The sequence below is a fragment of the Sulfurimonas sp. genome, assembly GCF_026988655.1.
Classification (GTDB): Bacteria; Campylobacterota; Campylobacteria; order Campylobacterales; family Sulfurimonadaceae; genus Sulfurimonas.
This window is the reverse complement of the sequence record NZ_JALSKT010000003.1, coordinates 1-26,610: the sequence shown is the minus strand read 5'-3', so window position 1 is coordinate 26,610 and position 26,610 is coordinate 1. Positions and strand designations below refer to the sequence as shown.

Here is a 26,610-nt window from a genome sequence, read left to right as displayed (position 1 = left end):
AAAATAGTTGCTCATAAATATCGTAACCGTAGAAAACGATTTGGTTTGAGGTTTAATCTCATTTGCGCTTTAATCAATTTTGATAGAGGTTTTCAGGTGGATTAATGGGTTATGCAAGAAGTCTATTTAATATTGCTGTTTTAATGTCATTTGTATTTCCACCAATGATAGCTGCTTTTTTACTTTTAGTTTCAGATGTAAATATATATTTAATTGATATGTTTTTTGTGTTAATTATAGTTTTATTATTTACATTATTTTATAATTGGCGGAAATTTTCAAAAGACATTTATGTGAGAGGAGATTGATTAGAATAAAAAAGAGTCAGTTTTAGCTCTACATAACTTTACTAATGATACCATAGCGCTTCAATTACCAACAGATATTAACTATGAAATGTATGATTTATTATCAAATAGAAGACTAAAAAGGAAAATGAGAATGATTAAAAGATGTTTATTTCCCGCTGCGGGATATGGGACAAGATTTTTACCTGCTACAAAAGCGATGCCAAAAGAGATGTTACCAATCTTGACGAAACCCTTGATTCAGTATGGCGTAGAAGAGGCTTATGCTGCAGGTTGTGAGGTTATGGCAACGATTACAGGGCGGGGAAAACGTGCGATCACTGATCATTTTGATAAGAGTTATGAGCTAGAACATCAGATCCAAGGAACGTCAAAAGAGTCATTACTTACAGGGATTCGAACACTTATTGACAATTGTACTTTTACTTACACACGTCAAAATGAGATGAAAGGTCTTGGAGACGCAATATATAAGGGAAAAGTTCTCGTTGGAAGTAGTGCTCCTTTTGCTGTTATCTTAGCAGATGATTTATGTTACAACCCTGATGGTGATGGTGTACTTACACAAATGGTAAAACTGTATGAAAAATACAAATGTTCCATAGTCGCTATTATGGAAGTACCTAAAGAAAATGTCAGTAGTTATGGTGTTATTGCTGGTAAAGAGATAGAAGATGGTATCTTTATGATTGACAACATGGTTGAAAAACCTGATGCTGATAAAGCACCTTCAAATCTTGCAATCATTGGACGATATATCTTAACACCAGATATTTTTGATCTTATTAAAGATACAAAACCAGGAAAAAATGGCGAGATTCAAATCACTGATGCACTTTTAACACAGGCGAAAAAAGGTATGGTTTTAGGCTATAAGTTTAAAGGTAAGCGTTTTGACTGTGGTTCACTCGATGGTTTTGTAGAAGCGACAAACTACTTTTATGAGATGGAAAAACAAAAGAAAAAAAAGTAGCTAAACGCAGTAAATTTGTATCTCTTACTCTGCCTTTGGCAGAGAAAACTTCTGAGTAACGAGTTCACCTTCTTCATTAAAAAAAAGATAATAAAGATAATCTTTTTTGACATTAAGCCCTGCTAGATACCGAAGTGCAAGATTAGCTTGTAGTGATGCGATATGCATGACAATTGGCGCAGCAATTCCAGCTGGTGTTTTTTGTACTATTTTAAATGCATCGTTAAATGATGCATCTTGGATAAAACAAACTTGACCATGAAAAGCTTCAACACTTCCATAAATCCATGGAGTATTAGCTGATTTTGCATAGGTGTTAATATCTCCACGAGTAGGAAGATTGTCTGTTGCATCAATGATCAAATCAACTGCAATATTTTTTTTACTCCACTCTAAGAAGTCACATTCATGAGCTATAGCTTTTGTAAAAGGGCAACGTTGTTGAATGATATCTGCATTAATCTGTGCTTTATTTTTTCCTTCATCCCCAATTTTAAAGGCAATTTGTCTGTGTATATTATGCAGACTGACTTCATCAAAGTCTACGATATGAATTTCGCCAATTCCGGTTGCTCCTAGAGCAAAAGCAAGAGAAGAACCAAGTCCTCCTGCTCCGATGATTACTATCTTTTTATGTTGAAGCTGTTGCTGTGTTTGCTCGCCCCAGAGCTGAACTTGACGGTGAAAATATTGCATCATAACTTTTTCCTTTTGTTTATGGCTTCTTTAAAGCCCCATGCTCTTCTAGCGTGAACAACATCAGTGTGACTCATATCAACTATCATCAGTTCTTCTTTATTGCCTAAGTGTGTTAAAAGTTCTGCGTTTGGAGAAGCTAAAAAAGAATCTCCATAAAAACTCCACGTAGTATCCTTACCTTGGTACTCCCCAATTCTATTTGCCCGAAGTAAATAACAACTATGAGTAAAAGCTCGGCTCATACAAAGCGCTTTCCAACGCTCATACGATTCAAATGTAGCAACACTTGGAACTAAAATACAGTCAACATTTTTGTTTCTAAGTTTAGCAAAAATTTCATCAAAATGAAGTTCAAATCCACTAATAACTGCAAATTTAAAACCATCGACTTTAAAAATCATGGGTGTTGTTAGTTCTTTTACTGCGTTTGAAAAGTATTTTTCTTCATTCCAATGTGTGTAGTTAATGAGAATTTGTTGTTGATAGTATGCAGTAGAAGAGGGTGCAAACTTTGCTATACATTTATATACATTTGCTTTTTTTACCATGACCAAAGGTGCAATTATCGTCATGTTGTAAGTGGAAGAAAGCTCTTTGAGTACTTTAATTTGGTGAGAAGCTTGCTCTTTTATCATACTTAGAGACATTTGCTGTAATTCTTTAAAAAATGGGTTGAGGACATATTCACCAAGAACAAGTACTTTTACATTTTTTTTACTTGCTATACGAATATAGTTGTAAAGTTTCGTTGAACTCATCCCTTGGGCATTGAGCTGTAGTACTGCGGCTATCATTGACCTGTTTTTATGTTTTGGATTTTTAGTTGCGCATCTTCGAGCATTTTTTGTGCATCTTTGAGTTCTTTCATCCCTTTTTCATAAGCCTTTACACTCTCTTCAAGTGTAATTTCAGGATTCATGAGTGTTTCAAGTATTTTTTTTACACCCTCAAGTTTTGTTTCAAATTTTTCTTTAGCCATTTAATGCATCCTTTACATAATCTTCAAATTTATCAAGTTCAACTAAAAAAGCATCATGACCATAGTCACTATCGACATCAAAGTAGTTGTAGTTTGTGTACTTTATTTTATCTAACTCTTGTGCAATTTCTTTCATTTCAAAATTTTTAAATAATAAATCATTTTTGAAACTGATAAGATGAAGCTCTGCCGTTACTCGTTTGAGTGCTTCTGCTAATGAGTCAAAGCCACGGGCTAAATCATAAATATTTATAGCCTTCGTGATATAAAGATAAGAGAGTGGGTCAAACCATTTTGTAAAGTTATAGCCATTGTATTCTAAATAAGATTCGACTTGAAACTTTCCAAAGAGTTCATATAATCCGTCTGTGAGTTTGTAGTCTCTAGCAAATTTTTCACGCATAGATTCATGAGATAAAAAGCTGATGTGTCCTGCCATACGACCGACTGCCATGCCTGAAAGCCCTTGCTCTTTTATGAGCTCTGGGTCGTAATACCCTTGTTTAAAATCAGGATCGTTAAGGATAGACTCTTGTGCTACTTTGTTAAAAGCAATAGCCCAAGGTTGTGTTGCATGGGTTGCTGCCATGGAGATAATTTTATTGGCAAAGTTTGGATAATGAATGGCAAATTGCAGTGCTTGCATACCGCCCATAGAGGCACCAACGATGGCATGTACTCTATGGATGTCAAGTCTATCAAAGAGGATGCGTTGTGCTTTGACCATATCTTTGATGCTGACAACAGGAAACTTATAACGGTATGGCTCATGATGAGGATGTTGTGGGCTCATAGGTCCAGTAGAACCAAAACAACTGCCTATGACATTAGAGCAAATTACGAAATACTTGTCTGTATCTATGGCTTTTTTTGGTCCGATAAAACCATTCCACCAACCAGGCTTATTCTCATCTTCATATGTTCCAGCTGCATGGTGTGAACCAGTGAGTGCATGACAAACAACTACAACATTACTCTTTTCTTCATTGAGTGTTCCATAGGTCTCATAAGAAATATCATAAGGTTCTAAAATACGTCCACTCTCTAAATAGAGTGGATTAGTAAAGTGTTCGCTATGTGTTTGCAGGTTTAAAGACAAGTTGGTAACTCTCCAAAAATAATAAGTGACATTTTATCAAAAGAGTCTTAATTATGCTTCAAGTGCTTGTTGGATGTCTTCAATAAGATCCTTAGCACTCTCAAGTCCACAAGAGATTCTAATAAGTCCCTCAGGAACACCACAAGCAACAAGCTCTTCATGTGAGAGCTGTTGGTGTGTGGTTGAAGCTGGATGAGTGATGATGGATTTTGAATCACCAATGTTAACAACTAAAGAGTATAGCTTTGTCGCATTTACAATTTTTTCAGCTTCTTGAAGGGAGCCAACTTCAAAGCTTAAAAGCCCACTACATAAGCCGTCTTGGAAGTATTTTTGTGCATTTTTAAAGTTTGGATTACTTTTTAATCCTGGATAGTTTACCTTTTTTACTTTTGGATGAGATTCTAAAAATTCTGCTAGCATTAAAGCATTTTTAGAGTGTTCTTTCATTCGTAAAGAAAGGGTTTCAGTGCCTTGAATAAATAGCCATGAATTAAAAGGAGAAACAACAGCACCTAAATCACGAAGGAGAGAAAGACGTGTACGTAAAGTATAAGGAGGCAAGCCGACTTCACTATAAACAAGCCCGTGATAAGAAGCATCTGCTTCATTGAACTGAGCATAGCGGTCATTGTTTTTTAGTTTTTCTAGTAAATTTTTGCGCTCAACCATGATACCACCAATGGCTAAACCTTGCCCTGTTGTATATTTACTCGCACTATGTACTGTGATGTCTGCGCCAAATTCAAATGGACGACAAAGAACAGGTGTGGCAACGGTATTGTCAACTACTGTTAAAATATTGTATTTATTGGCTACAGCGGTGATAGCTTCAATGTCAGCGACATCAATACTTGGATTTGTAAGGGATTCAAAAAAGATAACTTTTGTTTTGTCATCGATTAGTTTTTCGATCTCTTGTGGTTTATGAACATCAAAAAAGCGTGCCTCGATGCCAAAACGTTTGAGTGTGTGTGTATTGAGTGTTAGGCTCCCACCATAGAGCTGTTTTGCGCATATGATATTGTCCCCAGCTTCTGCTGCGTTTACGATGGCAAAAAATATGGCACTCATACCACTTGCAGTAGCGATTGCTGCTTCTCCACCTTCAAGTTCAGCAAAACGTTTTTCAAACACATCAGTTGTTGGGTTGTTTAATCGCGTGTAGATATTTCCTAGTTCTTTCAGTGAAAAAAGGTTGGCTGCATGTTCTACATCTCTAAATTCGTATGCTGTTGTTTGGTAAATAGGAACTGCCATTGTCCCTTGTGAGTCTTTTACATATCCTGCGTGGAGTGCTTTTGTTTGTAAGTCCATTATTTTGCCTTTATTTTTTAGTAAGTGTTTCGTTTTTTAGTTTTTCTAAAAACTCTATGATATTTTTCTGGTATAACAGAGTATCTTCATTGTCTGAATGTTCTAAAAAAAGTTTCAGTGCATCAATGTCGATTTTGTGTGCATATCTGGGAACTACTTTTAATTCGTTTTGTATTCTGAGTATCAAAGAGTCTATATCCAAATCATTTTTTTCTTTTATTTTTTGAACAAGTTCTTTTGTTGAGAGTAAGAGAAGATTTGCTCTTTCTTCATCTTCTTTGTATATTTGAAGTCCAAGCTTTTTCACTAAAATAAAATTGTCAATTTTTGTATGATCATTAGCTGCAATGATGAGTGAAAAAAGTTTTGCACGGAAAGTTAGAGAGCCATGATGGTGTACAAATATCTCTCTAAAAGCATTATAAAAGTAATGTTTTATCCTAAATCCGAGTTTCATTCTTATTCCTTATGTGGTATTATACATCTAAATGGTATAATTTCAAAAATTAAAAAGGAATATTTTTATGGGTAGAGCATTTGAGTATAGAAAAGCATCAAAGTTAAAAAGATGGGGCGCAATGTCTAAGTTGTTTCCAAAGCTTGGAAAAGTGATTACTATGGCAGCAAAAGAGGGTGGAATGGATCCAGACTCTAATGCTAAGCTTCGTACGGCTATCTTGAATGCTAAATCTGAAAATATGCCTAAAGATAATATTGAAGCTGCCATCAAACGTGCTGCTGCAAAAGATTTAGCAGATATGAAAGAAGTTAATTTTGAGGGAAAAGCTCCTCATGGAACGCTTCTTTTTATAGAATGTGCAACGGATAACAATACAAGAACTGTAGCAAATGTGAAAAGTACATTGACAAAAAATGGAGGGGAACTTTTAACAAATGGTTCTTTAGATTTTATGTTCTCACGCAAAGCTCTTTTTGAGTTTCCTATTGCTGATGATGTAGACCTTGAAGAGATGGAGCTTGAACTCATTGATGCTGGTCTTGAAGAGATAGAAGCAGAAAATGGAATCTGTTTGGTTACTGGTGAGTATACAAGTTTTGGTACACTACACGAGGCTATAGAAGGGATGGGTATCGAGATTACAAAAGCTACTTTGGAGAGAATTGCAAACACACCGATTCAAATTTCGCAAGAAGAACAAGCTGATGTAGATAAAATACTTGAAAGACTTGAAGATGATGAGGATGTGCAAAAAGTTTATACAAATTTAGCATAATTTATGTTCTATATTAAAGAAGAGTTTGTTGATACTCTTGAGGTGAAGCAGTCAAAGTTCATAGCTCACCTCGTTCCTCATTCTATGTATAAAAAAACTCTTGAATCTTTACAACAACTGCACCCAAAAGCAAGACACTTTGTTACTGCGTTTAGATATCTTAATGAATACAATCAAATAGTAGAACACTCTAGTGATGATGGTGAGCCAAGTGGTACTTCGGGAAAGCCTTCTTTGATGGTACTCCAAGGTCATGAGCTTGTAAACGCAGCTGTTATCATTGTTCGTTATTTTGGTGGAACAAAGCTTGGTACTGGCGGACTTGTTCGAGCGTACAGTGATGCTGTTAATCTTGTTGTGAAACAAGCTCAATTGTTTGAGTATAAAAAAGAGTTAACAAAAAAGATAGTTTTTAATTACACTGATGCAAGGTTTATAGATTATGAGTGTCAAGCCTTTGACATTGTCGTAGTAGATAAGTTTTTTGGTGATAAAGTCACATATACGCTCAGAGCAGCAGAAGAAGATATGAAAAAATTTCTCGGCAAAGTCATTCGTCTTGTTGAGATAGAAGAAGAGTAGTTTTTAAACTACGTTCTTCCTTGAACAGCGTTACCCATATCCCACATTGGTAAGAAGATACCAAGTGCCAATAAGATAACCATCGAAGCGATGATAAGGAGCATGATAGGCTCTATAGCTTCACTCAGACCATCAATAATAGCATCAAAACGCATTTTGTAGTATTCTGCAACTTTTTTTATCATGGTATCGAGTGTACCACTATCTTCACCTGCACGAATCATCTGAATAATCATATTTTCAAATAGTTTTGTTTCTTCTAAACCTTTGTTTAGTGTTCCACCTTTCTCGACTGTCAACCTTACGGAGAGTAGCTTTTTCTTGAGTGGTAAATTATCAATCATTCCAATAGAAGTATCAAGTGCTTCAGCAATAGGAATACCTGCGCGAATAAGTTCTGAGAATACTAGAGTAAATCTACTGAGTGTTGCAAATTTGATAATATTATTAATAAGATAAACACGTAAGAGAAATTTGTGCCAATTATATCGAATATGTTCGTAGTTATTAATGAGATGCTTAAAGACTACATAAGCTAAAAAGATTGCTGCTAGGACATAAGGACCAAAATTATTAAAAAGGTATTCTAGTTTTAGGAGAATAATAGTCGGTAGGGGCAAGTTAGCATGTAGTTCTTCAAATATAGCTTTAAATTGAGGAACAACATAAGATATAAGAATTGTAAAGGCAATGGCCATTGCAATCATTACATTTCTTGGATATGCCATAGCTTTTTTAAATTTGATAATATTTGCACGAATCTCTTCAAGCATATCAGCTAGAGAGTAGAGTGCTTCATCTAAGTTACCTGTTTTTTCACCGAGTTGTACCATCGCAATAGTAAGGTTTCCCAGTTCAAAGCGAAAATTTTCCATTGAAGCCGAGAGTGAAAGTCCAGAGTTAATGTCATCTGCTACTTTGGAGAAGACTGTTTTTAAGGCTTCATCTGTTGTGGCATCCGCTATTTCAGTAAGCGAATCATGGATGGAAATACCAGCATTTGTCATAACTGCAAGTTGTCGAATAGCAGCGATGAGTGCATCAGGCTTGATTTTTCTTTTTTTAATGTTTGAGAGAAGATTGGCTTTAAATCTTTTTAGCTGTGCATCTAGAGGCTCTTGTGCCTCTACAACTTTGATAATAATGCCAGTAAACTTTAATTTGGCAAATTTATTTGCCTCTTTTCTATCTTGCGCATATAAGCCTATCTCTTCTTTTTTCCCTTTGGTTAAAACCGTTGCTATAAAGTACTTCATCCTTTTGCCACCTTTAATATCTCTTCGATACTAGTTATCCCATCAATAGCTTTTTGAATTCCATTTTGATAGATAGGTATAAAACCTTCTTTTTTTGCCTGAGTCAGCATTTGCTCTTTAGAAGCACCTTTAGCAATGAGAGAAGATAATTCCTCAGATATGTTTAAAACTTCACATATCATTTCTCGTCCCATATAACCAGTTCCCCCACATTCTCGACAACCTTTCCCTTTGTAAAAAACTGTACCCTCTGGTATGGATTCACTCACTTCTTCTAATACAGAAGCTGAGAGTTCATCTTCAACCTTACAGTGAACACATATCTTTCGAACAAGACGTTGTGCTTGAATAACTACTAAGGCCCCACTGATAAGATAGTGCTCAATTCCCATATCGGCCATACGTGGAATAGCACTTATAGAATCATTTGTATGCAGCGTCGAGATAACCATATGCCCAGTAAGAGCCGCTTTAATAGCTATTTCAAGCGTTTCTTGATCACGAATTTCCCCAATCATAATTTTATCTGGATCTTGACGAAGAATTGATCGTAGTGCATCTGCAAAACTGAGACCAACTTTTGCATTTACTTGTACTTGCTGAATAAGATTCATTCTATACTCAACAGGGTCTTCAACGGTAATAACTTTGTCTTCTATATTTCTTAGTTCGTTCAAAGCTCCATACAAAGTTGTAGTTTTACCAGATCCTGTAGGACCAGTAACTAAAATGATACCGTAAGGAGCTTGAAGACCTTTTAATAGCTTTTGATAGCTCGCACTATCCATACCAGCATCTTCAAGCCTAACAAGAGCTTTTTGCTTGTCAAGTACACGCATAACGATAGACTCACCGTAGAGTATAGGCAAAGTAGAAATACGAAAGTCAAATTCACGTGAACCCACAGCAGTAGAGAAACGCCCATCTTGTGGTTTTCTTTTTTCAGCTATATCAAGGTTGGCAAGAAGTTTTAATCTTGAGGCTAAAGGTGGATAAATTTCTTTTTCAAAAATAAACATCTCACTCAGTTTTCCATCTACACGGCCACGAACTACACAGTTTTTTTCAGTTGGTTCTACGTGAATATCACTTGCACGACCATTGATACAAGTTTTTAAGATAACATCAATAAGTAAAAGAATAGAAGAAGCCTCTTGTTGCTCTTCTATTGAAGAGATAGAATTTAATTCATCTCGTATTTTATTTATAAGTCCTTTAACACTGTCTTTTAGCCCAATTTTATAAAGATAGTTAGAAATTTGTTTTTTTGTTGCAAGTGCTATTTTTAAGATTTTTTTTGGAAATAAGCGTTGAATTGCTTCTTGCGCATCTATATCAAGAGGATCATTAAATGCAACTGTAACACTCATATCATCTTGAGAGATAGGAATGGCATTATGCTTTTGCAGTTGTGCTAAGGGTACCATACTTGTAAGGTTATAATCCATATCTATAGAATCTAAATCAACAAACATTAGGTTTAATTCTGTAGCAAGTTTTTCTAAGACGGCTTTTTCAGGAATATAGTCATAGTTGTCAATAATAGAAAGTTTGTAAACACCATCTCTAACTTGTTGGACAATAAAACGTACAAGGCGATCCATAGTCATAAAGCCAGACAATGTGATATCTCTTAGTATAAGGTTCTCACTTATACCTTTAGCGAGGAGCCTAGATACTTGTCCCTTCATTATGGAGCCATTATTAAGTAAATCAGTTGTAATTCTATCCACTATAACACTCCTTTACCAATATATATGGCGTTTTATTTTGATTGTATCATAATATTCTTCAATAATCATTTTATTAATTTTGTAGTCTTTTGTGATATAAAGTTTGTACATTAACTTTGTGTCGTTTGGATCTTTGAAAATATAAAAAGATTTTTTGTCATGTTTACCCAGTTTTGCATAAAGATCAAATACTTTGGAAAGTACATAGTCAGTTGAAGGGAAGGTAAATGAAGATAGATCATAACCATCTAGTATTGAATGGTATAAAAGTTTTTTTTGCATTAATATTACTGAAAAATAAGCTGCATTAGATCTTGCTTCTTGCGAAAATTTCAGCCTTGCTACAGGTTGTGCAAGTCTATTTATATAGTCAGATTTTAAGCATGAAAAACCATAAAGTGAAAGAAATTGTTCGTCTTTCCTGTTCTTTGTAAAATAGTTAAACCCTAAGGTACACGCTCTGTCATACTCTTCATTTTGGTAGAGTTTAAACATTTTTTGCTTCGTGCTTGCATGTAGGCTGGTAAGAAGAAAAAAAAGTAAAATCAGTTTCATTTGAATTTTCCAGTTCTGATATCATTTAAAAGAATTGTCGCATTACTCGAGTGAGAATAGTTGATATAATTTTTTAACATTTTAATTGCATCCTCTTTTTTGTTGAGTTTAACAAGTGATTTAGCAAAAATAATCCAGCTTTTTTCTATGTCCTTATTTAACTCATTAGTAATTAATGCATAATTATAAGATTGAGAGTAATTTCCAATCTCATAATATTTTTTTGCTATAAACAAGCTAAGAGCAGGATTTTTGTTGTTTTTAAATCTTTTTATAATTTCTTGCAAATCATTTTGTGTTTCTTCTCTTTTTATAATTAGTTTTGTTTGCTCATCTTGTTTTTGAACTTTTTTAGGAAGATGCTGTACTTTTGCCTTGTGTGTAGGAACTTTTTTTTCTATGGCTCTAGGCGACTTGTTTGTATTTATTGTTGTAGTTTTGTGCTGTTGCATATCATCTGATAATTCTAAATTTTGGATAAAGTCCATAGATGGTTTGAGTTTTAGCTTTAGATTTTCATTTGTACTATTTGCTTCTTTACTAATTATCTTACTAGGTTTACTTTGATACTGTTGTATCTGTTTTGTTTTATTTATATCTATTTTAGTTGTAGAAGATACATTTTTTTCAGCTATATTTTTTATCTTATTTGTTGGAGTGATAGTAAAACTAGAGCGGAATTGATAAAAGATAAATATGCTTATGGTAACAATAAAGAGTAATATGTAGGGAATGAATGATTTGATTTTATAACGTAACCAACGTTTTTCAAGGTCGTGTAGATTATGCATCAATGAGTCCTGAATATATTGCAGCCATTTCAATAAACTTATTTGGAATTTTATCCATCCTTGGAAGCTTGTCATTTTCTTCATATGCAGCATAAATATCAAATATAGTATAAAGAAGTTTGTTTGTGTCCCTATAATTTCCTTTTGTTAGCTTATAAATTTTTTTAATAGTATTGTCTTGGAACATATTTGCTGTATCAAAACAGTTAACTTTGAGTAATTTTTTTTGTATGTAAATCTTTAGTTCATTTTGAGATGAATTTTCTAGCTCGATTGTTTCCCAAATACGAGTTTGAAAGTGTTCTTTTGCAATAATATCTTCTTTTTCTGTCTTATGAAGTGTGATGACAAATTTGAGTGCACGTGTATCAGATAAAAGTCTAATTTTTTCCATCAGTACCTCAGGATATAATTGCGCTTCGTCTAAAAGTACAATAGGAATGTCTTCACTTTTTTTACTAGAAACAACTTTCATAAATTGAGTGAAGTTTAGTCCTCCACTATATTTTGTATCAAACAAGTCTTGTGCAAGAAGTTTATAAAACTCTTCTTCATCTAAAATTGGTGTTTTATACAAAAAGATATTTTGTAATGGAGCTAAGTCATTGTAAAGTTTATTTAAGAACATACTTTTCCCAGTTCCCGGTTTTCCATACAATAAAATCATCTTTAAAGGCTTTTTAATAGAGTCTTTTAAAGATTGGTAGATAGTTGAAACCTTATCAAGTTGCACATAATCCTTAGAATTTACAGTATCTAAAAAAGCATCTCTAGAATTTTCATAAATACTGTCCATTAATTTAATACCTTATTTTGTTTCACTATCTAGTTTCTTGTGTGCTGAAAGTTCTGCAGTGATTAAATCGTTGCTTAAACCTTTATATCCTAATTCAGAAAGAGATACTGAATTTTTTTCTTTATGAATAATATGAGGCTCAATAATTATTACAAGTTCTTGTGTTTCTTTGACTGCTTCTTCATATTTAAATAAGTAACTAATTACTGGAATATCTCCAAGCAAAGGAACTTTATTTGATTGAGTGCTATTTTTAGTGTTTATAAGACCACCTAAAATAATTCTATTTCCATCTTTGACAGTTACTACAGATGAAAGTTGACGACGATTTAAATCTGGAGGCATTTCACGACCTGTATTGACAGTTTGAGAAATGTCAGTTGTAGTTTCAGATAAAGATGGGTTAATTTTTAATGTAATCGTGTTATCATCAGAAATTTCTGGAGTAATTGTTAGTAGTACACCAGCAAATACAGATTGAACAAGGTTGTTTTGAGTGGTAGCTGCGAGTCCACCACCACTCCCTTGTTGATTCGTTGAAGATTTAATTTGATAAAAGTATTCTGTTCCAGCAGTAATAAGTGCTGGCTGATTATTTAATGTTAATACTTTTGGATTAGAGATTGAGTTTACATCCCCTTGTGTTTTGAGGAATTTTATTACTTCATTAAGCTTTCCACCCGCCTTGATGCTGACTAAACTTGCTGCACCGTTGATTGCATCTGGAATACCTGACATTCCTATATCAGTTTCAGTAATGTTGACTTGTCCATCTTGTGTATCCCAAGTTGAAGCATTTTTATTTTGTAAATGATGTAAACTTACTTCAACATTTTGAAGAGCATAGAGCTGTTTCCAATCTATACCCGTAGTTTTACCTTCACTCATTGTTACAGATAAGAGTTGAACATCAATAAGTACTTGAAGCTGTACCTTGTCTTGTAATCTTTGTAGATAATCTTTAAAACGTTTGAGTTGCTTAGATGTCGCTGTAACTGTTATTAGACCTGCATTTTTATTTATTATAGGTGCTGTAGCTTTGTAAGTATCGTGAGGGCGATTGAGAACTTTTTGAAATTCAACATCGAGTTGTTCCCAAAATTTAACTTCATCACTACTTTCTATCTTTATTCCTGTATCTGCAGTTGAATTCCCACCCATGGAAGAAGAACCTAAGTTTCCAGCAGGTCCATTAGATTGCGCTCCACCCATTGAACCACTTCCATATCCTCCTGCTCCCCCAAATTGTTGGTTCTGAAGATTAGAAGACGAACTAAGAGTAACATCTGTGCTACCGGAACTTTTTCTTTGTGATAAAATATAATCAATATTAAATACTTGAGTAGTCAAATATGAAATTTTTAGAAGATTATTTTCTAGGGTATATGTTAAATTATTCTCAGTTAAGATGATATCCAAGACCTCGTTGATAGTGAGGTTTTTTAGATTTGTTTTGTTCAATTTTTTATTGAGAAACTTCTCTGCATTTGGATCAGTTATAATAACACTAAAAGCACACTCATCACTTAGTTGGTTCACAAAGTCCATTATCTTCGTATTTTTAGTAGAGCTAATACTGAAAAGTTCATAAGAACAGTCAGCAAAACTATTTGTTGATAACATAAGTGTTAAGACAGTTGCATAAACTGATTTTTGTATATTTTTCATGTGATATCCCTATTTATGTTTAAATTTTAAGTTTTTACTTTTACTCTTTGTTGAGAGAAGTATTTTTTTATTGCTTCTGTTTAAAAGCACAGTGTTTAGATCAATAATTTTCAGTTTATACCCATAAACTTTGTCACCTTCTTTATACCATCGACCATTAATTAAGGCAGACTTGTTTAAGATGGCTTTGAGTGTAAATTTTCTTGTGTATGTTTTTTTAACATAATTGGATCTTCTTACTCTTTTTTTAAGAGTTTTTTTACCTTTAACATCTTCCTTTTTAACGATTAAAAAAATGAAAGGATCTTTTAGTTTTGAAGCTGCTTTGTCACTGAGTCCCTGTCTTGAAGGTTTGATAGCTTCAACTTGCTCATCAACCCATGAGAGTTCATTAGCGCTTAGGGTACCTATGAGTAATAATGCAATGTATAAAGTTTTCATTAGTATGTAATCCCCCAAACTGAAATGTTTAAATCTGTATTTAAAGTCTCTTCAGCTTTTATATTAAAATTGTGAATATCAACAACAAGGGTACTTTGCTCTAAAGAATTGATAAACTTTAAGGTATTGTTGAAATTTGCAGTTGATTGAACTGAGATATCCAAAATATGCCCAAATGAACTTTCTGTTTGAGCGTATTGATTTGTTAAGTTGAGAAGTTTAACATGATATGTTTGTGCATTGGTGGATATTGAGTCAAGGTACTCACCCCATGTACGCTCATCATATATAAGAGAAGAAATTGTTTCGATTTTACTTTTAATATACGCATTCGTATCTTTTTTTGCAATTACCTCTTGATTGATTTTAGCAATCTCTTTTTCAAGCTGTGTAATTTTAGATTCTGGATTTAATTGTAGATACTTTTTATCTACATCAATCTTTTCTTGCAAGGTGATAACATTTTTTCTTGTTTTTTCAAAACCTTCAAATGAACTATCCCAAAATAAGAGATAAGAAAAAGCAAAAATTCCCATGACAACGATGCCATATATCATATAAGTATCTTTTTTTGTTTTGTTCTTAAATACCAAGTCTAATTCATGTAAGTAATCTTCGTAATTTATTTTCATAATATTTTCACCTTCAGTTCACTAAAGTACTTTCTAGTTTCTGGATCATATTTAATTTCTTGTAAATCAAAATCAAACTTATTTGCATGAACTTTTGTGAGATATTCAACTAAAAGCGTAATACTTCTATCTTTATTAGCAACAAGATGTAAGCTTAGTATCTTCTCCCCATTTGGTTCTGAGTAATTTACAGATTCAACATTTACTTTGTATTTATTTAAATCCTTAGTTAGTGTTGCTATCAGTTTTGCTTTCATAGGATAATCAACTTTAACTTCATGAATCTTCAGTAGAGTGTTCTTTTTCTCTACATATTCTTTTTTTTCTTCTTCAAGCAGGGTGATGACCTTATCTTTATCAACCAATTTACTTTTAATTGTTGCTTCTCTAGTGATTTTCTTAGTGTGTACTTCTGTATATTCTTGCTTGAGTAAATCCTCTTGAAGCTCTTGTGCATAAGTCAATACCCAATATGTTATAGGATACGCAAAAGCTAATGAAAATGCGGCCAAGACCAAGATGATAAGTTTTCCACTTTCGCGTCTTATAAATTTAGGTGGACGCTTGTACACAGTGAAGTTACATTCATACTTTTCATCTTTTGGAATCGTATTATATAAATGCATTAATGCATGTAACTGGTCTACATATGTATCATTCGTCTCAAAACCATAATCAAAATCAAACTCACTCGACTTTACATTGAGCTCAACCTCAAGCATTTCATGAAGTTTCATAACAGTTTGTTGCTCGGAACCGATATAAATATGTTCAAACTTCTCTATTTCATAAGCTCTTTTTGCATAGGTTAGGATGTCGTTTATATTTGCAAAAAGCTCTTTGTAGAGACGAATAAAAAATTCTTTATAGTCACTTGTGCTATCTCGAAGATTTTCATTCGCAAAATAATGTAAAAAATCATCATAATCTATACGCTCACCGTAAAGTTCACAAAATCGTTCATGCATTTCGATAAATGAGTATTTAATAGATTTTGTATAGATAAATTCCTTATTACCATATATAGTGATGAAAGCATCATTTTCTTGAAAATAAATAAAACAATGTACAGCAGTACTTTCTATAATATCTTTAGCATAGATAGATTTAATTAAAAGTGGTGCAGGAATGATTACATCAATGTATTTAATTTTTTCTATGACATTTGAAAAAGTATTAGTAATATCAAGGGGATCAACGATGAATATATGAAAATGTCTATTTTCTTCATCAAGTATGTTGAAGTTCTCTATATACTGTATTTTATATTCTACAGCTTGATCAAGAGCAAGCTCATCATATGCTTTACTGTTAATAGCATCATATAAGTCTTCATCAGGAATATTTTTACTTATTTCAATTTGTGCATTGATAAAATCTTTTGTATTAAGATATGAAATGACGAACTGCTCTTTTGAATATTCCGGGCTAAGAGATTCGCTAATGAAGCTAGAAACTCCATTAAAATAAGTCTCTGTATATGGATTAACTGACAGCACACTAGTAAAAGATTGTTGTGTTGATGTACTCATTAACTATAATCCTATTTAAAATGAACCATTATCATGGAACAAAATTTGTTTTTCTTGTAAAACTCAACCCTGTAAACTTTTTTTTGTTTATCGACAGAGTATTTTTTGTTTAAATCTCTGTAAGATATTCTGATATCACTCTCATCAGATTTCCCTTTTTTATAAAACCCAATAACATTTACACGGTAACTATTACTTTTGCTAATTTTAAAATCATCATTTACAAAAATTTCTGAAGCTTTTGGAGCTAAAACTTTTTTTCCATCTACTTCCATTTCATAAGTTGCTTGACAATTATCAGAAAGTTTGAAATATTGAGGTTTCAATCTAGTAAGCAATTTATTGGCTATATAAACTAAATATCTTCCCTTGACCTTTCTGATCTCCCCTAATGGGTTTGAAAAATTAAATTCGTTACTTTTTGATTTTATCGGAATGTAGCTTAAAGATTTTTTGATATCACATAAATTTAACAAAATATTATGGTTTATTTCTAATGTTCCATAACTTTTTATTATTTTTGCAATTGAATCTTGATTGAGATCAAAATCTCTTGAGTAATCAATACCCATAATTTTCATATATTCTTCAATCGCTACTAGTTGGTAAAAGACTTTTTGAGAAAGAGAAGATAAGTTTTTACTGGTCTCAATTGCAAATGCTGGTTTGTTATGTGTCACAGCAAAATATGTAAGTGAGAGTTTCATTTCTTCGTCTTCATATTTAGTTTTAGTGTTTTTTACATTAAAACTGTGGTGTTTTTGTAAGAGTTTTTTATTGATGTTGTCTTTAATTGTTATAGCAATGTCATTGAGGTTGCCATACTGTTGACACTCTTTGAGTCTACATTGATCAATAACGCAGGTTTGACCCCATGCATTTGGATTGAAAATACTGCCTTCATTGTCTTTACGATAAAAGCCATGACCATCATGAAGATTTAAAACAAGAGAGACATTTTTTGAAAGTATGATTTTTTTGATTTCTTCAACTATTTTTTTATCTTTATCATGCTTTTTTATATAGGAAAATTTTCGGTTCATATCCCCATGTATGCCACGAGTAAAATGGATGATACTCTCTTGGTTTAGATTTGGTACAATCCATAAGTTTTTTGTTTTAATAGTATAATGTGTAGCCAAAACAGCAGGTGCAAAGTACCCACCTGGTTCATTTCCATGAATACCACCTATGACAAGTAAGGTTGTGTTTGAGTCATTGTTTTCTTTTTTTATTAAGTTGATAGCTGCGTTTAGGTTTGAGATAAATAGAAGAAAAACAGAGAAATAAAATATGCTTTTCATCTATTTCTCAGTAATTATGTTCATTTTATCATTTATGAGCTCAATGATAAGTGTTTTTCTTCCATTAAATGAAAAACTATTAGAACGGTAAGCTTCATCAAAAGTTATTTTATAAACGCCATTATGTTCTGGGTAAGGAATGACAGATAAATTTTTAAACAAAATTGTTTTTTTCTCTTTTTTAGCAAAAATTCTTTTTTTATATCTTTTGAAACGCTTCATATTCATTCCATCAAATCGAATGAATTTATCTGAATAAAAATTAAGATAATCATCAAGATTGTTGTACTTCCAAGCATATTTCCAAGCGTAAAGTTCAGATAGTACTTGGGCTATTTCTTCTTTTGTTGCTTTTTTATAATCACTTTTTTCATTGATAAGTAAAAGTGTTTTTTTAATATCAAGATCACGATTTAAGCACTCAATATTTTTATTTCCAATAGCGATACAACCCTTCGTAAATTCATCTCTATCTTGATGCTCTGGTAAACCATGAATCCATATACCTTTACCAGTTTTACCATTATATTTATCATAAATGTTTGGATAAGAAGTAACAAATGCTAAAGGACCGTAAAATTCATCTATTTTAGAGAGTTTTTTTACAAGATTATAGACACCTATAGGTGTTTTTAAATCACCTTCTTTGGATTTATCACCTTTAAATTTTCCTGTAAATGCACTGTATTCTTTTTTTAATATGTAAGTATTGTTAGCATCTTTGACATATACTCTTAAATCAGATTGTGATTTATTACAAGTGAGTACATTTGTATATGTCTCAAGATAGCCAAATTTTGTATCTTGATGTTTAAGGTAATTTTTCCAATACCCTTTGCCTGTTAAATCTTTGTCAAGTTTTTTTTCAATATCTTGAATGCCATTAAGTCTGTAGTGTGTTAGTATGTCATTGTCTGAAGCAAAAAGAAAAGAGTTGAAAGAAGATGACATGAATACAAAAAGAAGTATAAATTTCATTTTATTTGCCATTATCGTATCCTATTTCTTTTAAAAAGTTTTTATCTTTTGTCCAGCCTTTTTTTACTGTGACTTGTAAGTTAAGATAGGCTTTTTTACCACTCAAACGTTCTATTTTTTCTCTAGCAGATTTTCCTATTCGTTTAATGGAGTCTCCATTCTTTCCGATGATTATCCCTTTTTGAGATTCTTTTTCGATAATAATCGTCGCGTGAATTCTATCAATATAATTTTCTTCTTCGATAGAGTCAATAATAACATCAGATTCATAAGGTACTTCATCGCTTACATTTTCAAAAATACCTTCACGAATAAAGCCAGCATAGATATCTCGAACAAGCTCACTTGTTAAATCTTCTGGGTCATAAAGAAAAGGAGATTCAGGTAAATTTTTTGCAATTGTATTGAGTAAATCTTGATGACCTACTTTACGAGGAATTGCAACTGGAATAAGTGCTTCAAAGTGCTCTGCATATTGGTTGTAAGCTGCCATTCTTTTAAAAAGCTTGTCTTTGGAGACTTGATCTATTTTACTGAGCACTATGATATGTTTGACTCGTCCATTATTTATTTTAAGAAACTTCTCATAATGTTCTGTTGAGTCTGTTATGGGCGCTAAATAGACAATGAGATCACAGTCGCCCATCGCTTTTAATGCTTCATCAAGCATAAATTGGTTAAGAATTTTTTCTTTTTCATGTAAACCAGGAGTGTCAACAAAAATTATTTGTGTATCATCATGCATAACTATTGCATTTGATCTTTTTCTTGTTGCATTGGCTTTTTGACTAACCATTGCAATTTTTTCACCTAAAAGTGAGTTCATTAGTGTGCTTTTACCTGCATTTGGGCGTCCAATTAGTGAAACAAAACCAGCTTTAGTCATTGAGTTGTCCTATAAAATATATCTTGATAAATCTTCATCTTCGACAGCTTCGTCGAGTTTTTCATGTACAAGCTCTGCTGTTACTATAAATTCTTTGTCTTTGTATTCATCAGCATGAAAACTGATATCTTCAAGAATTCTCTCTAATACAGTATGCAATCTTCTCGCTCCAATATCTTCAGCATTTTCATTTGCACGGTGGGCGAGTTTTGCAATGGCCTTTACTGCCTCATCTTCAAATGTTAGCTGCATACCTTCAACACCTAAAAGTGCCTCATACTGTTTAAGCAATGAGTTATGTGTTTGTGTAAGGATTTGATAGAGTGTATCTTCAGTTAAAGATTCTAATTCCACACGTAAAGGAAAACGCCCTTGTAGTTCTGGAATTAAGTCACTTGGTTTACTTACATGAAATGCACCAGCAGCGATAAAAAGTATATGGTCAGTATTGATTGTTCCATATTTTGTGGAGACACTACTTCCTTCAACTATTGGAAGTAAATCTCTTTGCACACCTTCTTTTGAAGGGTCATTTCTTCCTTGTGACTTTTCACTCAGAGCAATTTTATCAATTTCATCAAGAAAGATGATGCCACCATTTTCAGCACGACGGAGTGCTTCAGCATTTACTCTTGTCATATCTAGGAGTTTCACGCTTGCTTCTTGGCGTAGAAGTATTTTTGCATCTTTAACAGTCATCTCTTTTTTGTTGTCTTCTTTGTTGATTTGGGCAAAAACTTTAGAGAAACTTTCTTGAACTTTTGCCATCTCTGGAGGTAGGTTAGTGTCATTAAACTCTACATTGAGTTTTTCAAGTTCTAACTCTATTACTTTGTCATCCATTTCACCTGACTCGACACGTTTTTCCATTACTTGGAGTAAACGTTGGTAGTCATCTTTTTTACTTTGGCTTGCTCCTGCGGGAAGAGGGGGGAGCAGTTTTTCTGTGATTTTATTTATAATGTAGTTGTCTATTTTTTCTTTGTTTGCTTCTTCTTGTTCTGCTTTTACAATGGAGATAGAGTTAACAACTAAATCACGTATCATAGATTCGACATCACGTCCAACAAAACCAACTTCAGTATATTTACTCGCTTCAACTTTTATAAATGGAACTTTCATCATTTTAGCTAAACGACGAGAAATCTCGGTTTTTCCTACACCAGTAGAACCTATCATGAGAATATTTTTCGGGGTGATTTCATTTTTAAGTTCATCATTGAGCTGCATTCTCCTGTATCGTGTACGAAGAGCAAGTGCAATGGTTTTTTTTGCATCTTTTTGAGAAATGACATATTGGTCTAGATATTCAACAATTTCTTTAGGTGTTAAATTCACTATTTGGCTCCATTGAGTGTGAGTGTTTTGATGTTATGGTTGGTATATATACATAAATCAGCAGCAATGTGAAGTGACTCTTTTACAAGGTCTTCTTCATCTAGGGAAGCATGTTTTTTAAGTGCGCGTGCTGCTGAAATAGCGAAATTCCCACCACTTCCGATAGAGGCTATCTCTCCATCTTCAGGCTCAACAACATCACCATTTCCTGTGAGGATGAAGATGTGTTCTGCGTTTAGAACTATCATCATAGCTTCAAGACGGCGTAGTACTTTGTCTTTACGCCATGCTTTAGAGAACTCAACAACGGACTTGAGTAAATCCCCTTTTTTATTCTCTAAAAATTCTTCAAACATATCAAATAGATTAAAAGCATCAGCAGTACTTCCGGCAAAACCTGCAAGGATTTTACCGTGATGTAATGTTCGAATTTTAGTTGCATTGCCCTTTAATACGCTATCCCCAAAGGTAACTTGACCGTCACCACCGATAACGGCTTTATTTTTACCTTTATAGGCTAGTATAGTAGTAGCATCAAACATGAGTATTTATTCTCCCTGAACGTCTACATGCAGTTTAGCATGGATACCATGACCGAGTTTTAAGTCAAGGTCGTGTTCACCAATTGTTTTAATTGCAGTTTTGTCAGTGATATGTTTTTTATCTATTTCGATACCATGCTGTTCTTTCAGTGCAGTAGCCACTTCATCTTTTGTAATCGCACCAAAAAGATGACCATTATTGCCCACTTTTTTAGTGATAATCACTTCGATTTTATCTAGTTGTTCTGCTGTTTGTGTCAGTCTTGCAATTTCAGCAGCTTCTTCCTCCGCTAATCTTTTTAACTCTGCTTCATGCTCAGCGATAATTTCAGGAGTAGCAGGTTTTGCAAAACCTTTTTTTATTAAAAAGTTTTGACCATAACCAGGTTTTACTTCTTTTACTTCACCAGCACTACCTAAACTTTTTACATCTTTAATTAAAAGAACTTTCAATTATCTTTCCTTTTCGCCCGGGTAAGCAACGATACCATTTGTAAGGTTACCGATTTTTGTATAACCATTATCTGTAAGAATTCTCGCTACATGTGCAGAACGACTACCAACATGACAGTAAACAATGATATTTTCATCTTTACCTAAGTTTGCTTCTTCCCAAGTTTGAAAAAATGAACTTGTAGGAACGAGCTTATCTGCACCTTTGATGTGACCCATTTGCCATTCCATGTGCTCACGTACATCAACAAGTGTAAAATTAACCATCCCTAATTCTCTCGCTTCAAGAAGTGAAATAAGCTCATCTCCATCAAGTTCATCTTTGTTTACTAGTAATTCACACTCTTCTTTTGAAAGTCCACGAGAATTGTTGTGTGCAGCTTCTTCCATTCCAAGCTCAACGCGCTTTTTTGCTGCAAACTCCGGTGTACAGAAGATACCACAGTGACAAACACCATCTTCTGGTATCTCTTTTTCTATAGCAGGTTTACAAGGGCAAATTCTGTCATCAACGCTTTTTGCTTTTCCGTCAACTTCTTCAACCATAAAACAAGGACAAAATCTTTTTTTGTACATCATCTTGTTTCTTGCAAGACCCATTTGTACGCCTTCATTTACTTCTTCTTGAGGGTTGTATACCCAACCAAATTGTGCATTTACTTTATCTGTAAATTTAATTGTTTTTTCTAATTCAGCTTGAAACTCTGGTGAATTCATGTCGATTTTGATTATACTCATGTTGTTATTCCTTTTATTTTTTATTTGTTTTTAAACTTGTTTCTTGCTTTACCTTCTATGATAAAACGCAATGCGTTAAGTTTAATAAAACCTTCGGCATCTTTTTGGTTATAGACTTCATCTTCTTCAAAAGTTGAATATTCTGGGTTAAAAAGTGACACATCAGAACTTCTTCCAACAACTGTAACATTCCCTTTGTACAGTTTTAGTCTTACTGTTCCCTCTACCCATTTTTGTGTTTGATCGATTGCAGCTTGTAACATTTCACGCTCAGGCGCAAACCAAAAACCGTTATAAATGAGCTTCGCATAACGAGGCATCATCTCATCTTTAAGGTGTGCTGCTTCACGGTCGAGGGTGATAGACTCTATAGCTCTATGTGCTTTAAGCATGATAGTTCCACCTGGTGTTTCATAACAACCACGAGCTTTCATACCTACAAAACGATTTTCAACGATGTCAACACGTCCGATGCCATGTTTACCACCAATTTCGTTGAGTGTTTTGAGCATCGTCGCTGGGCTTAATGCTTCACCATTAAGTGCGATTGGGTCACCATTTTTATAAGTGATTTCTATATACTCAGCTTCATCTGGAGCTGTTTGGGGAGAGTTTGTCCATAACCACATTGACTCTTCAGGTTCAGCTGAAGGATCTTCTAAAATTCCACCTTCATAAGAAATATGAAGAAGGTTAGCATCCATTGAATAAGGTGATTTTTTTCCTTTTTTCTCGATTTGGATTCCATGCTCAGCTGCGTAAGCTAAAAGCTTTTCACGAGAGTTTAAATCCCATTCACGCCAAGGAGCAATGATAGTAAGTGTTGAGTCTTGACCTAGATAACCCATCTCAAAACGTACTTGGTCATTTCCTTTTCCAGTTGCACCATGAGAAACACCATCTGCACCAGTTAGTTTTGCAATTTCTGCTTGACGTTTTGCAATGAGTGGACGTGCTATTGAAGTACCAAGGAGGTATTCACCTTCATAGATTGCATTTGCTCTAAACATTGGGAAAACAAAATCTTTTACAAACTCTTCACGAAGGTCATCGATGAAAATATTTTCAGGTTTAATTCCAAATTCAAGTGCCTTGACTCGAGCAGGTTCAAGCTCTTCACCTTGACCTAAATCAGCTGTAAAAGTTACAACTTCACACTTGTATTCGTCCTGTAGCCATTTTAAGATTACGCTGGTATCTAGTCCACCAGAGTACGCTAAAACAACTTTTTTAACATTTTTTTTCATATAAAAAACCTTAATAGTAAAATTATTACCGCGATTGTACCTAAATGTAAGTGAGAATTTGCTTATGTGAAAGCTATATAGTAGAGAAGATAAAAATAAATAAAGAAAAGCTTCAAAAGAGTATGAGTTTAGCCTTTTGAATCAAATAATATTCCACTAACTTCTTGCATTTTTGGTAAAAAATCATGTGCTTGTTCTGCCGGAAATCTACGTATCATCTTATTTGTATCAGATTCAATTACAGAGACGTAAAAGACATCTTGACTGTCAACACCAAATTTAATATTTGTACTCATTGGTGCTAGTGCATCGTTAAGTTGTTTTACCAAATCTTCCACTTTTTCTTGTGAGTCAATTTTTGTGCCAGCTTTTGCTGTAGTATCTTGCATCTCTTTAACTAAATCAGTTTGTTTTGTTCTTGTTTGGGCAGTATTTTGAACTTGTTGTGACTGCTCTTGAACTCTTCCTTGAGATTCTGCTGCACTTACTTGTGATTGTTGCTGTCTAGCAACATTTGCAATGCCATCCATGACGTACTCCTTTGTTAAAAGTATAATTCTTAAACCTAAAATCGACAAGAAAAAAAAATACTTTAATAAAAAATGCAAAATTTATGATAATCTTGCATTTATGAAAGCATATATCAAACTTTTAAAAGAAGAAGAAGTCCTGCGACGACTCTCAACTATACAGCTTATTTCTTACTTTGGTGCATGGTTTAGCAACATTGCTATTTACACACTTTTACTGGAGTTGAATGTTTCGGCTCAAATTGTCGCTTTTGTTGCAATGTTGCATTTTTTGGCAGGTGTGATTCAGGCACCTTTATCTGGCCCCATCATTGATAGAATGAATCCCAAGAGGCTAATGTTAAGTCTTATCATTGTTGAAATAGTTGCAACTTTTACTTTAGTATTTGTGAGTGACTATTCAGATTTATGGCTTTTATATTTGCTCATTTTTTTTAAAATGGCAGCTGCATCATTTTATTTTACTACTGAGATGTCATTGCTGCCTAAAATACTCCATGGGAGTAAACTACAACTTGCAAATGAACTTCATTCTATTATCTGGTCACTCTCATATACTTTAGGTATGGCGATAAGTGGTTTTGTTGTTTATTTGTTTGGTATTAAAGCTGCGTTTATACTTGATGGAATGATATTTATAGCTGCGTTTAGACTTCTTTATACCCTACAAATCAAAGTTGAAATGATAAAAATTGAGGCTAACATCATCATTATGATGCAAGAGACATTTTCTTATCTTAAAAAATCACCAAAAGCCTTTCATTTGATGCTTGTGCACTCTTTTGTAGGACTTACTGCGTTTGATGCCTTAGTTGCTCTTATGGTTGACAAATATTATGCTTCAATAATTGCCACTTCCCTCGCTCTTGGACTTTTAAACTCCGCACGTGCCATAGGTTTGGTGATAGGGCCGATTTATATCGGAAAATGGATAAATAATAAACGACTAATTTATGTTTTTATAGCGCAAGGTTTAGCTATTTGGCTTTGGGCGTTTGTTATGCACAACTTTTATCTTTCGCTTTTTGCAAGTGTTATCGTTGGCTTGTTTACCACGACATTGTGGTCCTATAGCTACACCCTTTTACAAAAAAATATAGAAGAAAAATACTATGGACGTATCGTAGCATACAATGATATGCTATTTTTGTCTTCTGCTGCGTTTACATCATATATGATAGGGTTTTTAGCGACACATTCATTTTCTTTGGAGGCGATAACAGCTATAATGGGTGCAGGTTTTTTTGTTGGTGCATTTTATTATAACTATGTACTAAAATCAGAAAAAATAAAAGAGATTTCATGATAAGTTTTGCAGTTTTAGGTGGATTGTTATTAAATATAGGTGCATTTTTGACCTTTAAAGGGAAAATATATCAAGCTGTGTTTATCTATTTATTTGCAGATTTGTGCTGGATAGTTATGGCATATGAAAAAGAAGATTTGTGGGGTGTGATCTCCATAAGTGTTGGTGTTATTTTTGGAATACTCGCTTTTGTCAAGATGAAAAATGGACGAATGAATAAAAGTCTCAATAAGGATGAAATAGAATGATTTATAAATCAAAAGATGGTGATATTAGTTTAGAAAATTTAACACGACTGTATGGAGCAGTGGTTATAGATATGCAAGGAGAAGTCGCTGAAATGAGCTTAGAATGGTTTGATCTTTATGGTGAGAAAGTGAAGTTTATTAACTTCGTACTTGTTTTTGATTATACGCCACCTGGTGAGGATATACGAGATAAAAAAGTGCTTGAATTTGCTACAAAAGAGGAACTACTAGAAGTTATGAGCGAGGTCGCACAATTTTTTCAAAAATAATTTCACGAGATACTAAAAAAGTCTTCTCACTTGCTTTTCCCGCAGCGCTCAAACATCTTGTCGATATTTTACAAGTTCTTATAGATATGCTTATGGTAGGAACGGTGAGTGTTGCTGCGCTGGCTGCGGTTGGTATGAGTATGCAGTTTATGATGATAGTCAATGTTTTGATGAC

The 26,610-nt window shown here is 33.5% G+C and carries 31 protein-coding genes and 1 pseudogene; 7 read left to right on the top strand and 25 right to left on the bottom strand.

Annotation, left to right across the window (positions count from 1 at the left end):
• Together MV052_RS00195 and galU are read left to right on the top strand one after the other, a co-directional pair.
• Positions 1-105 (top strand): annotated as a pseudogene (locus tag MV052_RS00195) (IS5/IS1182 family transposase); the annotation flags it as partial.
• Between the two features lie 336 nt (positions 106-441).
• Positions 442-1,281: a UTP--glucose-1-phosphate uridylyltransferase GalU gene (gene galU / locus MV052_RS00190; protein ID WP_297439730.1), complete on the top strand. Its 840-nt coding sequence runs from the start codon at positions 442-444 to the stop codon at positions 1,279-1,281.
• Positions 1,282-1,305: 24 nt separating this feature from the next.
• On the opposite strand, the gene MV052_RS00185 is transcribed toward galU, so the two are convergent.
• The 6 genes from MV052_RS00185 to MV052_RS00160 are packed head-to-tail and all read right to left on the bottom strand — an operon-like array spanning position 1,306 to position 5,832.
• Positions 1,306-1,980: a ThiF family adenylyltransferase gene (locus tag MV052_RS00185; protein WP_297439724.1), complete on the bottom strand. Its 675-nt coding sequence runs from the start codon at positions 1,978-1,980 to the stop codon at positions 1,306-1,308.
• Complete coding sequence (locus tag MV052_RS00180; RefSeq protein WP_297439721.1) at positions 1,977-2,774, bottom strand: carbon-nitrogen hydrolase family protein; 798 nt, start codon at positions 2,772-2,774, stop codon at positions 1,977-1,979. The genes MV052_RS00185 and MV052_RS00180 overlap by 4 nt, the downstream gene beginning before the upstream one ends.
• The gene (xseB, locus tag MV052_RS00175; protein ID WP_297439712.1) at positions 2,771-2,959 is read right to left on the bottom strand and encodes an exodeoxyribonuclease VII small subunit; all 189 of its coding nucleotides are present in this window, start codon (positions 2,957-2,959) and stop codon (positions 2,771-2,773) included. Before xseB ends, MV052_RS00180 begins: the two co-directional genes overlap by 4 nt.
• Positions 2,952-4,058 (bottom strand): homoserine O-acetyltransferase, encoded by a 1,107-nt coding sequence (locus MV052_RS00170; protein ID WP_297439706.1) that lies wholly within the window; start codon positions 4,056-4,058, stop codon positions 2,952-2,954. The genes xseB and MV052_RS00170 overlap by 8 nt, the downstream gene beginning before the upstream one ends.
• A gap of 51 nt (positions 4,059-4,109) precedes the next feature.
• Complete coding sequence (locus MV052_RS00165) at positions 4,110-5,375, bottom strand: O-acetylhomoserine aminocarboxypropyltransferase/cysteine synthase family protein (RefSeq protein ID WP_297439699.1); 1,266 nt, start codon at positions 5,373-5,375, stop codon at positions 4,110-4,112.
• Positions 5,376-5,385: 10 nt separating this feature from the next.
• The gene (locus MV052_RS00160) at positions 5,386-5,832 is read right to left on the bottom strand and encodes a hypothetical protein (protein ID WP_297439691.1); all 447 of its coding nucleotides are present in this window, start codon (positions 5,830-5,832) and stop codon (positions 5,386-5,388) included.
• A gap of 67 nt (positions 5,833-5,899) precedes the next feature.
• On the opposite strand from MV052_RS00160, the gene MV052_RS00155 reads away from it, so the two are divergent.
• Positions 5,900-6,610, top strand: a complete 711-nt coding sequence (locus MV052_RS00155) for a YebC/PmpR family DNA-binding transcriptional regulator (RefSeq protein ID WP_297439684.1) — start codon at positions 5,900-5,902, stop codon at positions 6,608-6,610.
• Positions 6,611-6,613: 3 nt separating this feature from the next.
• Positions 6,614-7,192, top strand: a complete 579-nt coding sequence (locus MV052_RS00150) for a YigZ family protein (RefSeq protein ID WP_297439675.1) — start codon at positions 6,614-6,616, stop codon at positions 7,190-7,192.
• A gap of 8 nt (positions 7,193-7,200) precedes the next feature.
• On the opposite strand, the gene MV052_RS00145 is transcribed toward MV052_RS00150, so the two are convergent.
• From MV052_RS00145 to MV052_RS00060, 18 genes are all read right to left on the bottom strand, one after another.
• The gene (locus MV052_RS00145; protein ID WP_297439667.1) at positions 7,201-8,448 is read right to left on the bottom strand and encodes a type II secretion system F family protein; all 1,248 of its coding nucleotides are present in this window, start codon (positions 8,446-8,448) and stop codon (positions 7,201-7,203) included.
• Positions 8,445-10,181 (bottom strand): GspE/PulE family protein, encoded by a 1,737-nt coding sequence (locus MV052_RS00140; RefSeq protein WP_297439658.1) that lies wholly within the window; start codon positions 10,179-10,181, stop codon positions 8,445-8,447. Before MV052_RS00140 ends, MV052_RS00145 begins: the two co-directional genes overlap by 4 nt.
• A 12-nt stretch (positions 10,182-10,193) precedes the next feature.
• Entirely contained in the window at positions 10,194-10,736 is a 543-nt protein-coding gene (locus MV052_RS00135; protein ID WP_297439651.1) for a hypothetical protein, read from the bottom strand.
• Positions 10,733-11,527: a hypothetical protein gene (locus tag MV052_RS00130; RefSeq protein WP_297439643.1), complete on the bottom strand. Its 795-nt coding sequence runs from the start codon at positions 11,525-11,527 to the stop codon at positions 10,733-10,735. The genes MV052_RS00135 and MV052_RS00130 overlap by 4 nt, the downstream gene beginning before the upstream one ends.
• Positions 11,520-12,323 carry an ATP-binding protein gene (locus MV052_RS00125; RefSeq protein ID WP_297439636.1) on the bottom strand — a complete coding sequence of 268 codons (804 nt, stop codon included), beginning with the start codon at positions 12,321-12,323 and terminating at the stop codon, positions 11,520-11,522. The genes MV052_RS00130 and MV052_RS00125 overlap by 8 nt, the downstream gene beginning before the upstream one ends.
• 12 nt (positions 12,324-12,335) lie before the next feature.
• Positions 12,336-13,991: a pilus (MSHA type) biogenesis protein MshL gene (gene mshL, locus MV052_RS00120; protein WP_297439632.1), complete on the bottom strand. Its 1,656-nt coding sequence runs from the start codon at positions 13,989-13,991 to the stop codon at positions 12,336-12,338.
• Positions 13,992-14,000: 9 nt separating this feature from the next.
• Entirely contained in the window at positions 14,001-14,432 is a 432-nt protein-coding gene (locus MV052_RS00115) for a hypothetical protein (RefSeq protein ID WP_297439626.1), read from the bottom strand.
• A complete protein-coding gene (locus MV052_RS00110) occupies positions 14,432-15,064 on the bottom strand; it encodes a hypothetical protein (RefSeq protein ID WP_297439621.1) in 633 nt (210 codons plus the stop codon). Before MV052_RS00110 ends, MV052_RS00115 begins: the two co-directional genes overlap by 1 nt.
• Positions 15,061-16,596, bottom strand: coding sequence for a hypothetical protein (locus tag MV052_RS00105; protein ID WP_297439615.1), 1,536 nt, complete (start codon positions 16,594-16,596; stop codon positions 15,061-15,063). The genes MV052_RS00110 and MV052_RS00105 overlap by 4 nt, the downstream gene beginning before the upstream one ends.
• A gap of 11 nt (positions 16,597-16,607) precedes the next feature.
• Positions 16,608-17,900, bottom strand: a complete 1,293-nt coding sequence (locus MV052_RS00100) for a M99 family carboxypeptidase catalytic domain-containing protein (protein WP_297439610.1) — start codon at positions 17,898-17,900, stop codon at positions 16,608-16,610.
• Positions 17,901-18,890 carry a L,D-transpeptidase family protein gene (locus MV052_RS00095; RefSeq protein ID WP_297439592.1) on the bottom strand — a complete coding sequence of 330 codons (990 nt, stop codon included), beginning with the start codon at positions 18,888-18,890 and terminating at the stop codon, positions 17,901-17,903.
• Positions 18,880-19,764 (bottom strand): GTPase Era, encoded by an 885-nt coding sequence (gene era, locus MV052_RS00090; RefSeq protein WP_297439585.1) that lies wholly within the window; start codon positions 19,762-19,764, stop codon positions 18,880-18,882. Before era ends, MV052_RS00095 begins: the two co-directional genes overlap by 11 nt.
• Positions 19,765-19,773: 9 nt before the next feature.
• The gene (hslU, locus tag MV052_RS00085) at positions 19,774-21,102 is read right to left on the bottom strand and encodes an HslU--HslV peptidase ATPase subunit (protein WP_297439577.1); all 1,329 of its coding nucleotides are present in this window, start codon (positions 21,100-21,102) and stop codon (positions 19,774-19,776) included.
• Positions 21,102-21,644, bottom strand: coding sequence for an ATP-dependent protease subunit HslV (gene hslV / locus MV052_RS00080; protein ID WP_297439574.1), 543 nt, complete (start codon positions 21,642-21,644; stop codon positions 21,102-21,104). Before hslV ends, hslU begins: the two co-directional genes overlap by 1 nt.
• 6 nt (positions 21,645-21,650) lie before the next feature.
• Entirely contained in the window at positions 21,651-22,097 is a 447-nt protein-coding gene (gene rplI, locus MV052_RS00075) for a 50S ribosomal protein L9 (RefSeq protein ID WP_297439573.1), read from the bottom strand.
• Positions 22,098-22,835 carry a ferredoxin-thioredoxin reductase catalytic domain-containing protein gene (locus MV052_RS00070; RefSeq protein WP_297439572.1) on the bottom strand — a complete coding sequence of 246 codons (738 nt, stop codon included), beginning with the start codon at positions 22,833-22,835 and terminating at the stop codon, positions 22,098-22,100.
• Positions 22,836-22,855: 20 nt separating this feature from the next.
• The gene (locus tag MV052_RS00065; RefSeq protein ID WP_297439571.1) at positions 22,856-24,082 is read right to left on the bottom strand and encodes an argininosuccinate synthase; all 1,227 of its coding nucleotides are present in this window, start codon (positions 24,080-24,082) and stop codon (positions 22,856-22,858) included.
• Between the two features lie 128 nt (positions 24,083-24,210).
• Positions 24,211-24,612: a flagellar protein FlaG gene (locus MV052_RS00060; RefSeq protein ID WP_297439570.1), complete on the bottom strand. Its 402-nt coding sequence runs from the start codon at positions 24,610-24,612 to the stop codon at positions 24,211-24,213.
• A 100-nt stretch (positions 24,613-24,712) separates the two neighbouring features.
• Between MV052_RS00060 and MV052_RS00055 the strand changes: the two genes are divergently transcribed.
• The 3 genes from MV052_RS00055 to MV052_RS00045 are packed head-to-tail and all read left to right on the top strand — an operon-like array spanning position 24,713 to position 26,435.
• Positions 24,713-25,918, top strand: coding sequence for an MFS transporter (locus tag MV052_RS00055; protein WP_297439569.1), 1,206 nt, complete (start codon positions 24,713-24,715; stop codon positions 25,916-25,918).
• Positions 25,915-26,166, top strand: a complete 252-nt coding sequence (locus tag MV052_RS00050) for a hypothetical protein (protein ID WP_297439568.1) — start codon at positions 25,915-25,917, stop codon at positions 26,164-26,166. The genes MV052_RS00055 and MV052_RS00050 overlap by 4 nt, the downstream gene beginning before the upstream one ends.
• Positions 26,163-26,435 (top strand): hypothetical protein, encoded by a 273-nt coding sequence (locus MV052_RS00045; RefSeq protein WP_297439567.1) that lies wholly within the window; start codon positions 26,163-26,165, stop codon positions 26,433-26,435. Before MV052_RS00050 ends, MV052_RS00045 begins: the two co-directional genes overlap by 4 nt.
• On the opposite strand, the gene MV052_RS00040 is transcribed toward MV052_RS00045, so the two are convergent.
• Positions 26,401-26,610, bottom strand: a 210-nt coding sequence (locus MV052_RS00040) for a hypothetical protein (RefSeq protein WP_297439566.1), incomplete at its 5' end; no start/stop codon positions are given. The two genes, MV052_RS00045 and MV052_RS00040, sit on opposite strands and share 35 nt — an antisense overlap.

What these genes read in the sequence shown, in the direction of transcription:
- MV052_RS00145 (WP_297439667.1), bottom strand. Translation starts at nt 8,448, where the DNA reads ATGAAGTACTTTATAGCAACGGTTTTAACCAAAGGGAAAAAAGAAGAG.
- MV052_RS00180 (WP_297439721.1), bottom strand. Translation starts at nt 2,774, where the DNA reads ATGATAGCCGCAGTACTACAGCTCAATGCCCAAGGGATGAGTTCAACG.
- MV052_RS00110 (WP_297439621.1), bottom strand. Translation starts at nt 15,064, where the DNA reads ATGAAAATAAATTACGAAGATTACTTACATGAATTAGACTTGGTATTT.
- MV052_RS00045 (WP_297439567.1), top strand. Translation starts at nt 26,163, where the DNA reads ATGATTTATAAATCAAAAGATGGTGATATTAGTTTAGAAAATTTAACA.
- MV052_RS00105 (WP_297439615.1), bottom strand. Translation starts at nt 16,596, where the DNA reads ATGAGTACATCAACACAACAATCTTTTACTAGTGTGCTGTCAGTTAAT.
- MV052_RS00125 (WP_297439636.1), bottom strand. Translation starts at nt 12,323, where the DNA reads ATGGACAGTATTTATGAAAATTCTAGAGATGCTTTTTTAGATACTGTA.
- MV052_RS00130 (WP_297439643.1), bottom strand. Translation starts at nt 11,527, where the DNA reads ATGCATAATCTACACGACCTTGAAAAACGTTGGTTACGTTATAAAATC.
- galU (WP_297439730.1), top strand. Translation starts at nt 442, where the DNA reads ATGATTAAAAGATGTTTATTTCCCGCTGCGGGATATGGGACAAGATTT.
- hslV (WP_297439574.1), bottom strand. Translation starts at nt 21,644, where the DNA reads ATGTTTGATGCTACTACTATACTAGCCTATAAAGGTAAAAATAAAGCC.
- MV052_RS00095 (WP_297439592.1), bottom strand. Translation starts at nt 18,890, where the DNA reads ATGGCAAATAAAATGAAATTTATACTTCTTTTTGTATTCATGTCATCT.
- MV052_RS00115 (WP_297439626.1), bottom strand. Translation starts at nt 14,432, where the DNA reads ATGAAAACTTTATACATTGCATTATTACTCATAGGTACCCTAAGCGCT.
- MV052_RS00135 (WP_297439651.1), bottom strand. Translation starts at nt 10,736, where the DNA reads ATGAAACTGATTTTACTTTTTTTTCTTCTTACCAGCCTACATGCAAGC.
- MV052_RS00160 (WP_297439691.1), bottom strand. Translation starts at nt 5,832, where the DNA reads ATGAAACTCGGATTTAGGATAAAACATTACTTTTATAATGCTTTTAGA.
- mshL (WP_297439632.1), bottom strand. Translation starts at nt 13,991, where the DNA reads ATGAAAAATATACAAAAATCAGTTTATGCAACTGTCTTAACACTTATG.
- MV052_RS00150 (WP_297439675.1), top strand. Translation starts at nt 6,614, where the DNA reads ATGTTCTATATTAAAGAAGAGTTTGTTGATACTCTTGAGGTGAAGCAG.
- MV052_RS00070 (WP_297439572.1), bottom strand. Translation starts at nt 22,835, where the DNA reads ATGAGTATAATCAAAATCGACATGAATTCACCAGAGTTTCAAGCTGAA.
- MV052_RS00065 (WP_297439571.1), bottom strand. Translation starts at nt 24,082, where the DNA reads ATGAAAAAAAATGTTAAAAAAGTTGTTTTAGCGTACTCTGGTGGACTA.
- era (WP_297439585.1), bottom strand. Translation starts at nt 19,764, where the DNA reads ATGACTAAAGCTGGTTTTGTTTCACTAATTGGACGCCCAAATGCAGGT.
- xseB (WP_297439712.1), bottom strand. Translation starts at nt 2,959, where the DNA reads ATGGCTAAAGAAAAATTTGAAACAAAACTTGAGGGTGTAAAAAAAATA.
- MV052_RS00050 (WP_297439568.1), top strand. Translation starts at nt 25,915, where the DNA reads ATGATAAGTTTTGCAGTTTTAGGTGGATTGTTATTAAATATAGGTGCA.
- MV052_RS00155 (WP_297439684.1), top strand. Translation starts at nt 5,900, where the DNA reads ATGGGTAGAGCATTTGAGTATAGAAAAGCATCAAAGTTAAAAAGATGG.
- MV052_RS00165 (WP_297439699.1), bottom strand. Translation starts at nt 5,375, where the DNA reads ATGGACTTACAAACAAAAGCACTCCACGCAGGATATGTAAAAGACTCA.
- MV052_RS00055 (WP_297439569.1), top strand. Translation starts at nt 24,713, where the DNA reads ATGAAAGCATATATCAAACTTTTAAAAGAAGAAGAAGTCCTGCGACGA.
- MV052_RS00060 (WP_297439570.1), bottom strand. Translation starts at nt 24,612, where the DNA reads ATGGATGGCATTGCAAATGTTGCTAGACAGCAACAATCACAAGTAAGT.
- MV052_RS00100 (WP_297439610.1), bottom strand. Translation starts at nt 17,900, where the DNA reads ATGAAAAGCATATTTTATTTCTCTGTTTTTCTTCTATTTATCTCAAAC.
- MV052_RS00185 (WP_297439724.1), bottom strand. Translation starts at nt 1,980, where the DNA reads ATGATGCAATATTTTCACCGTCAAGTTCAGCTCTGGGGCGAGCAAACA.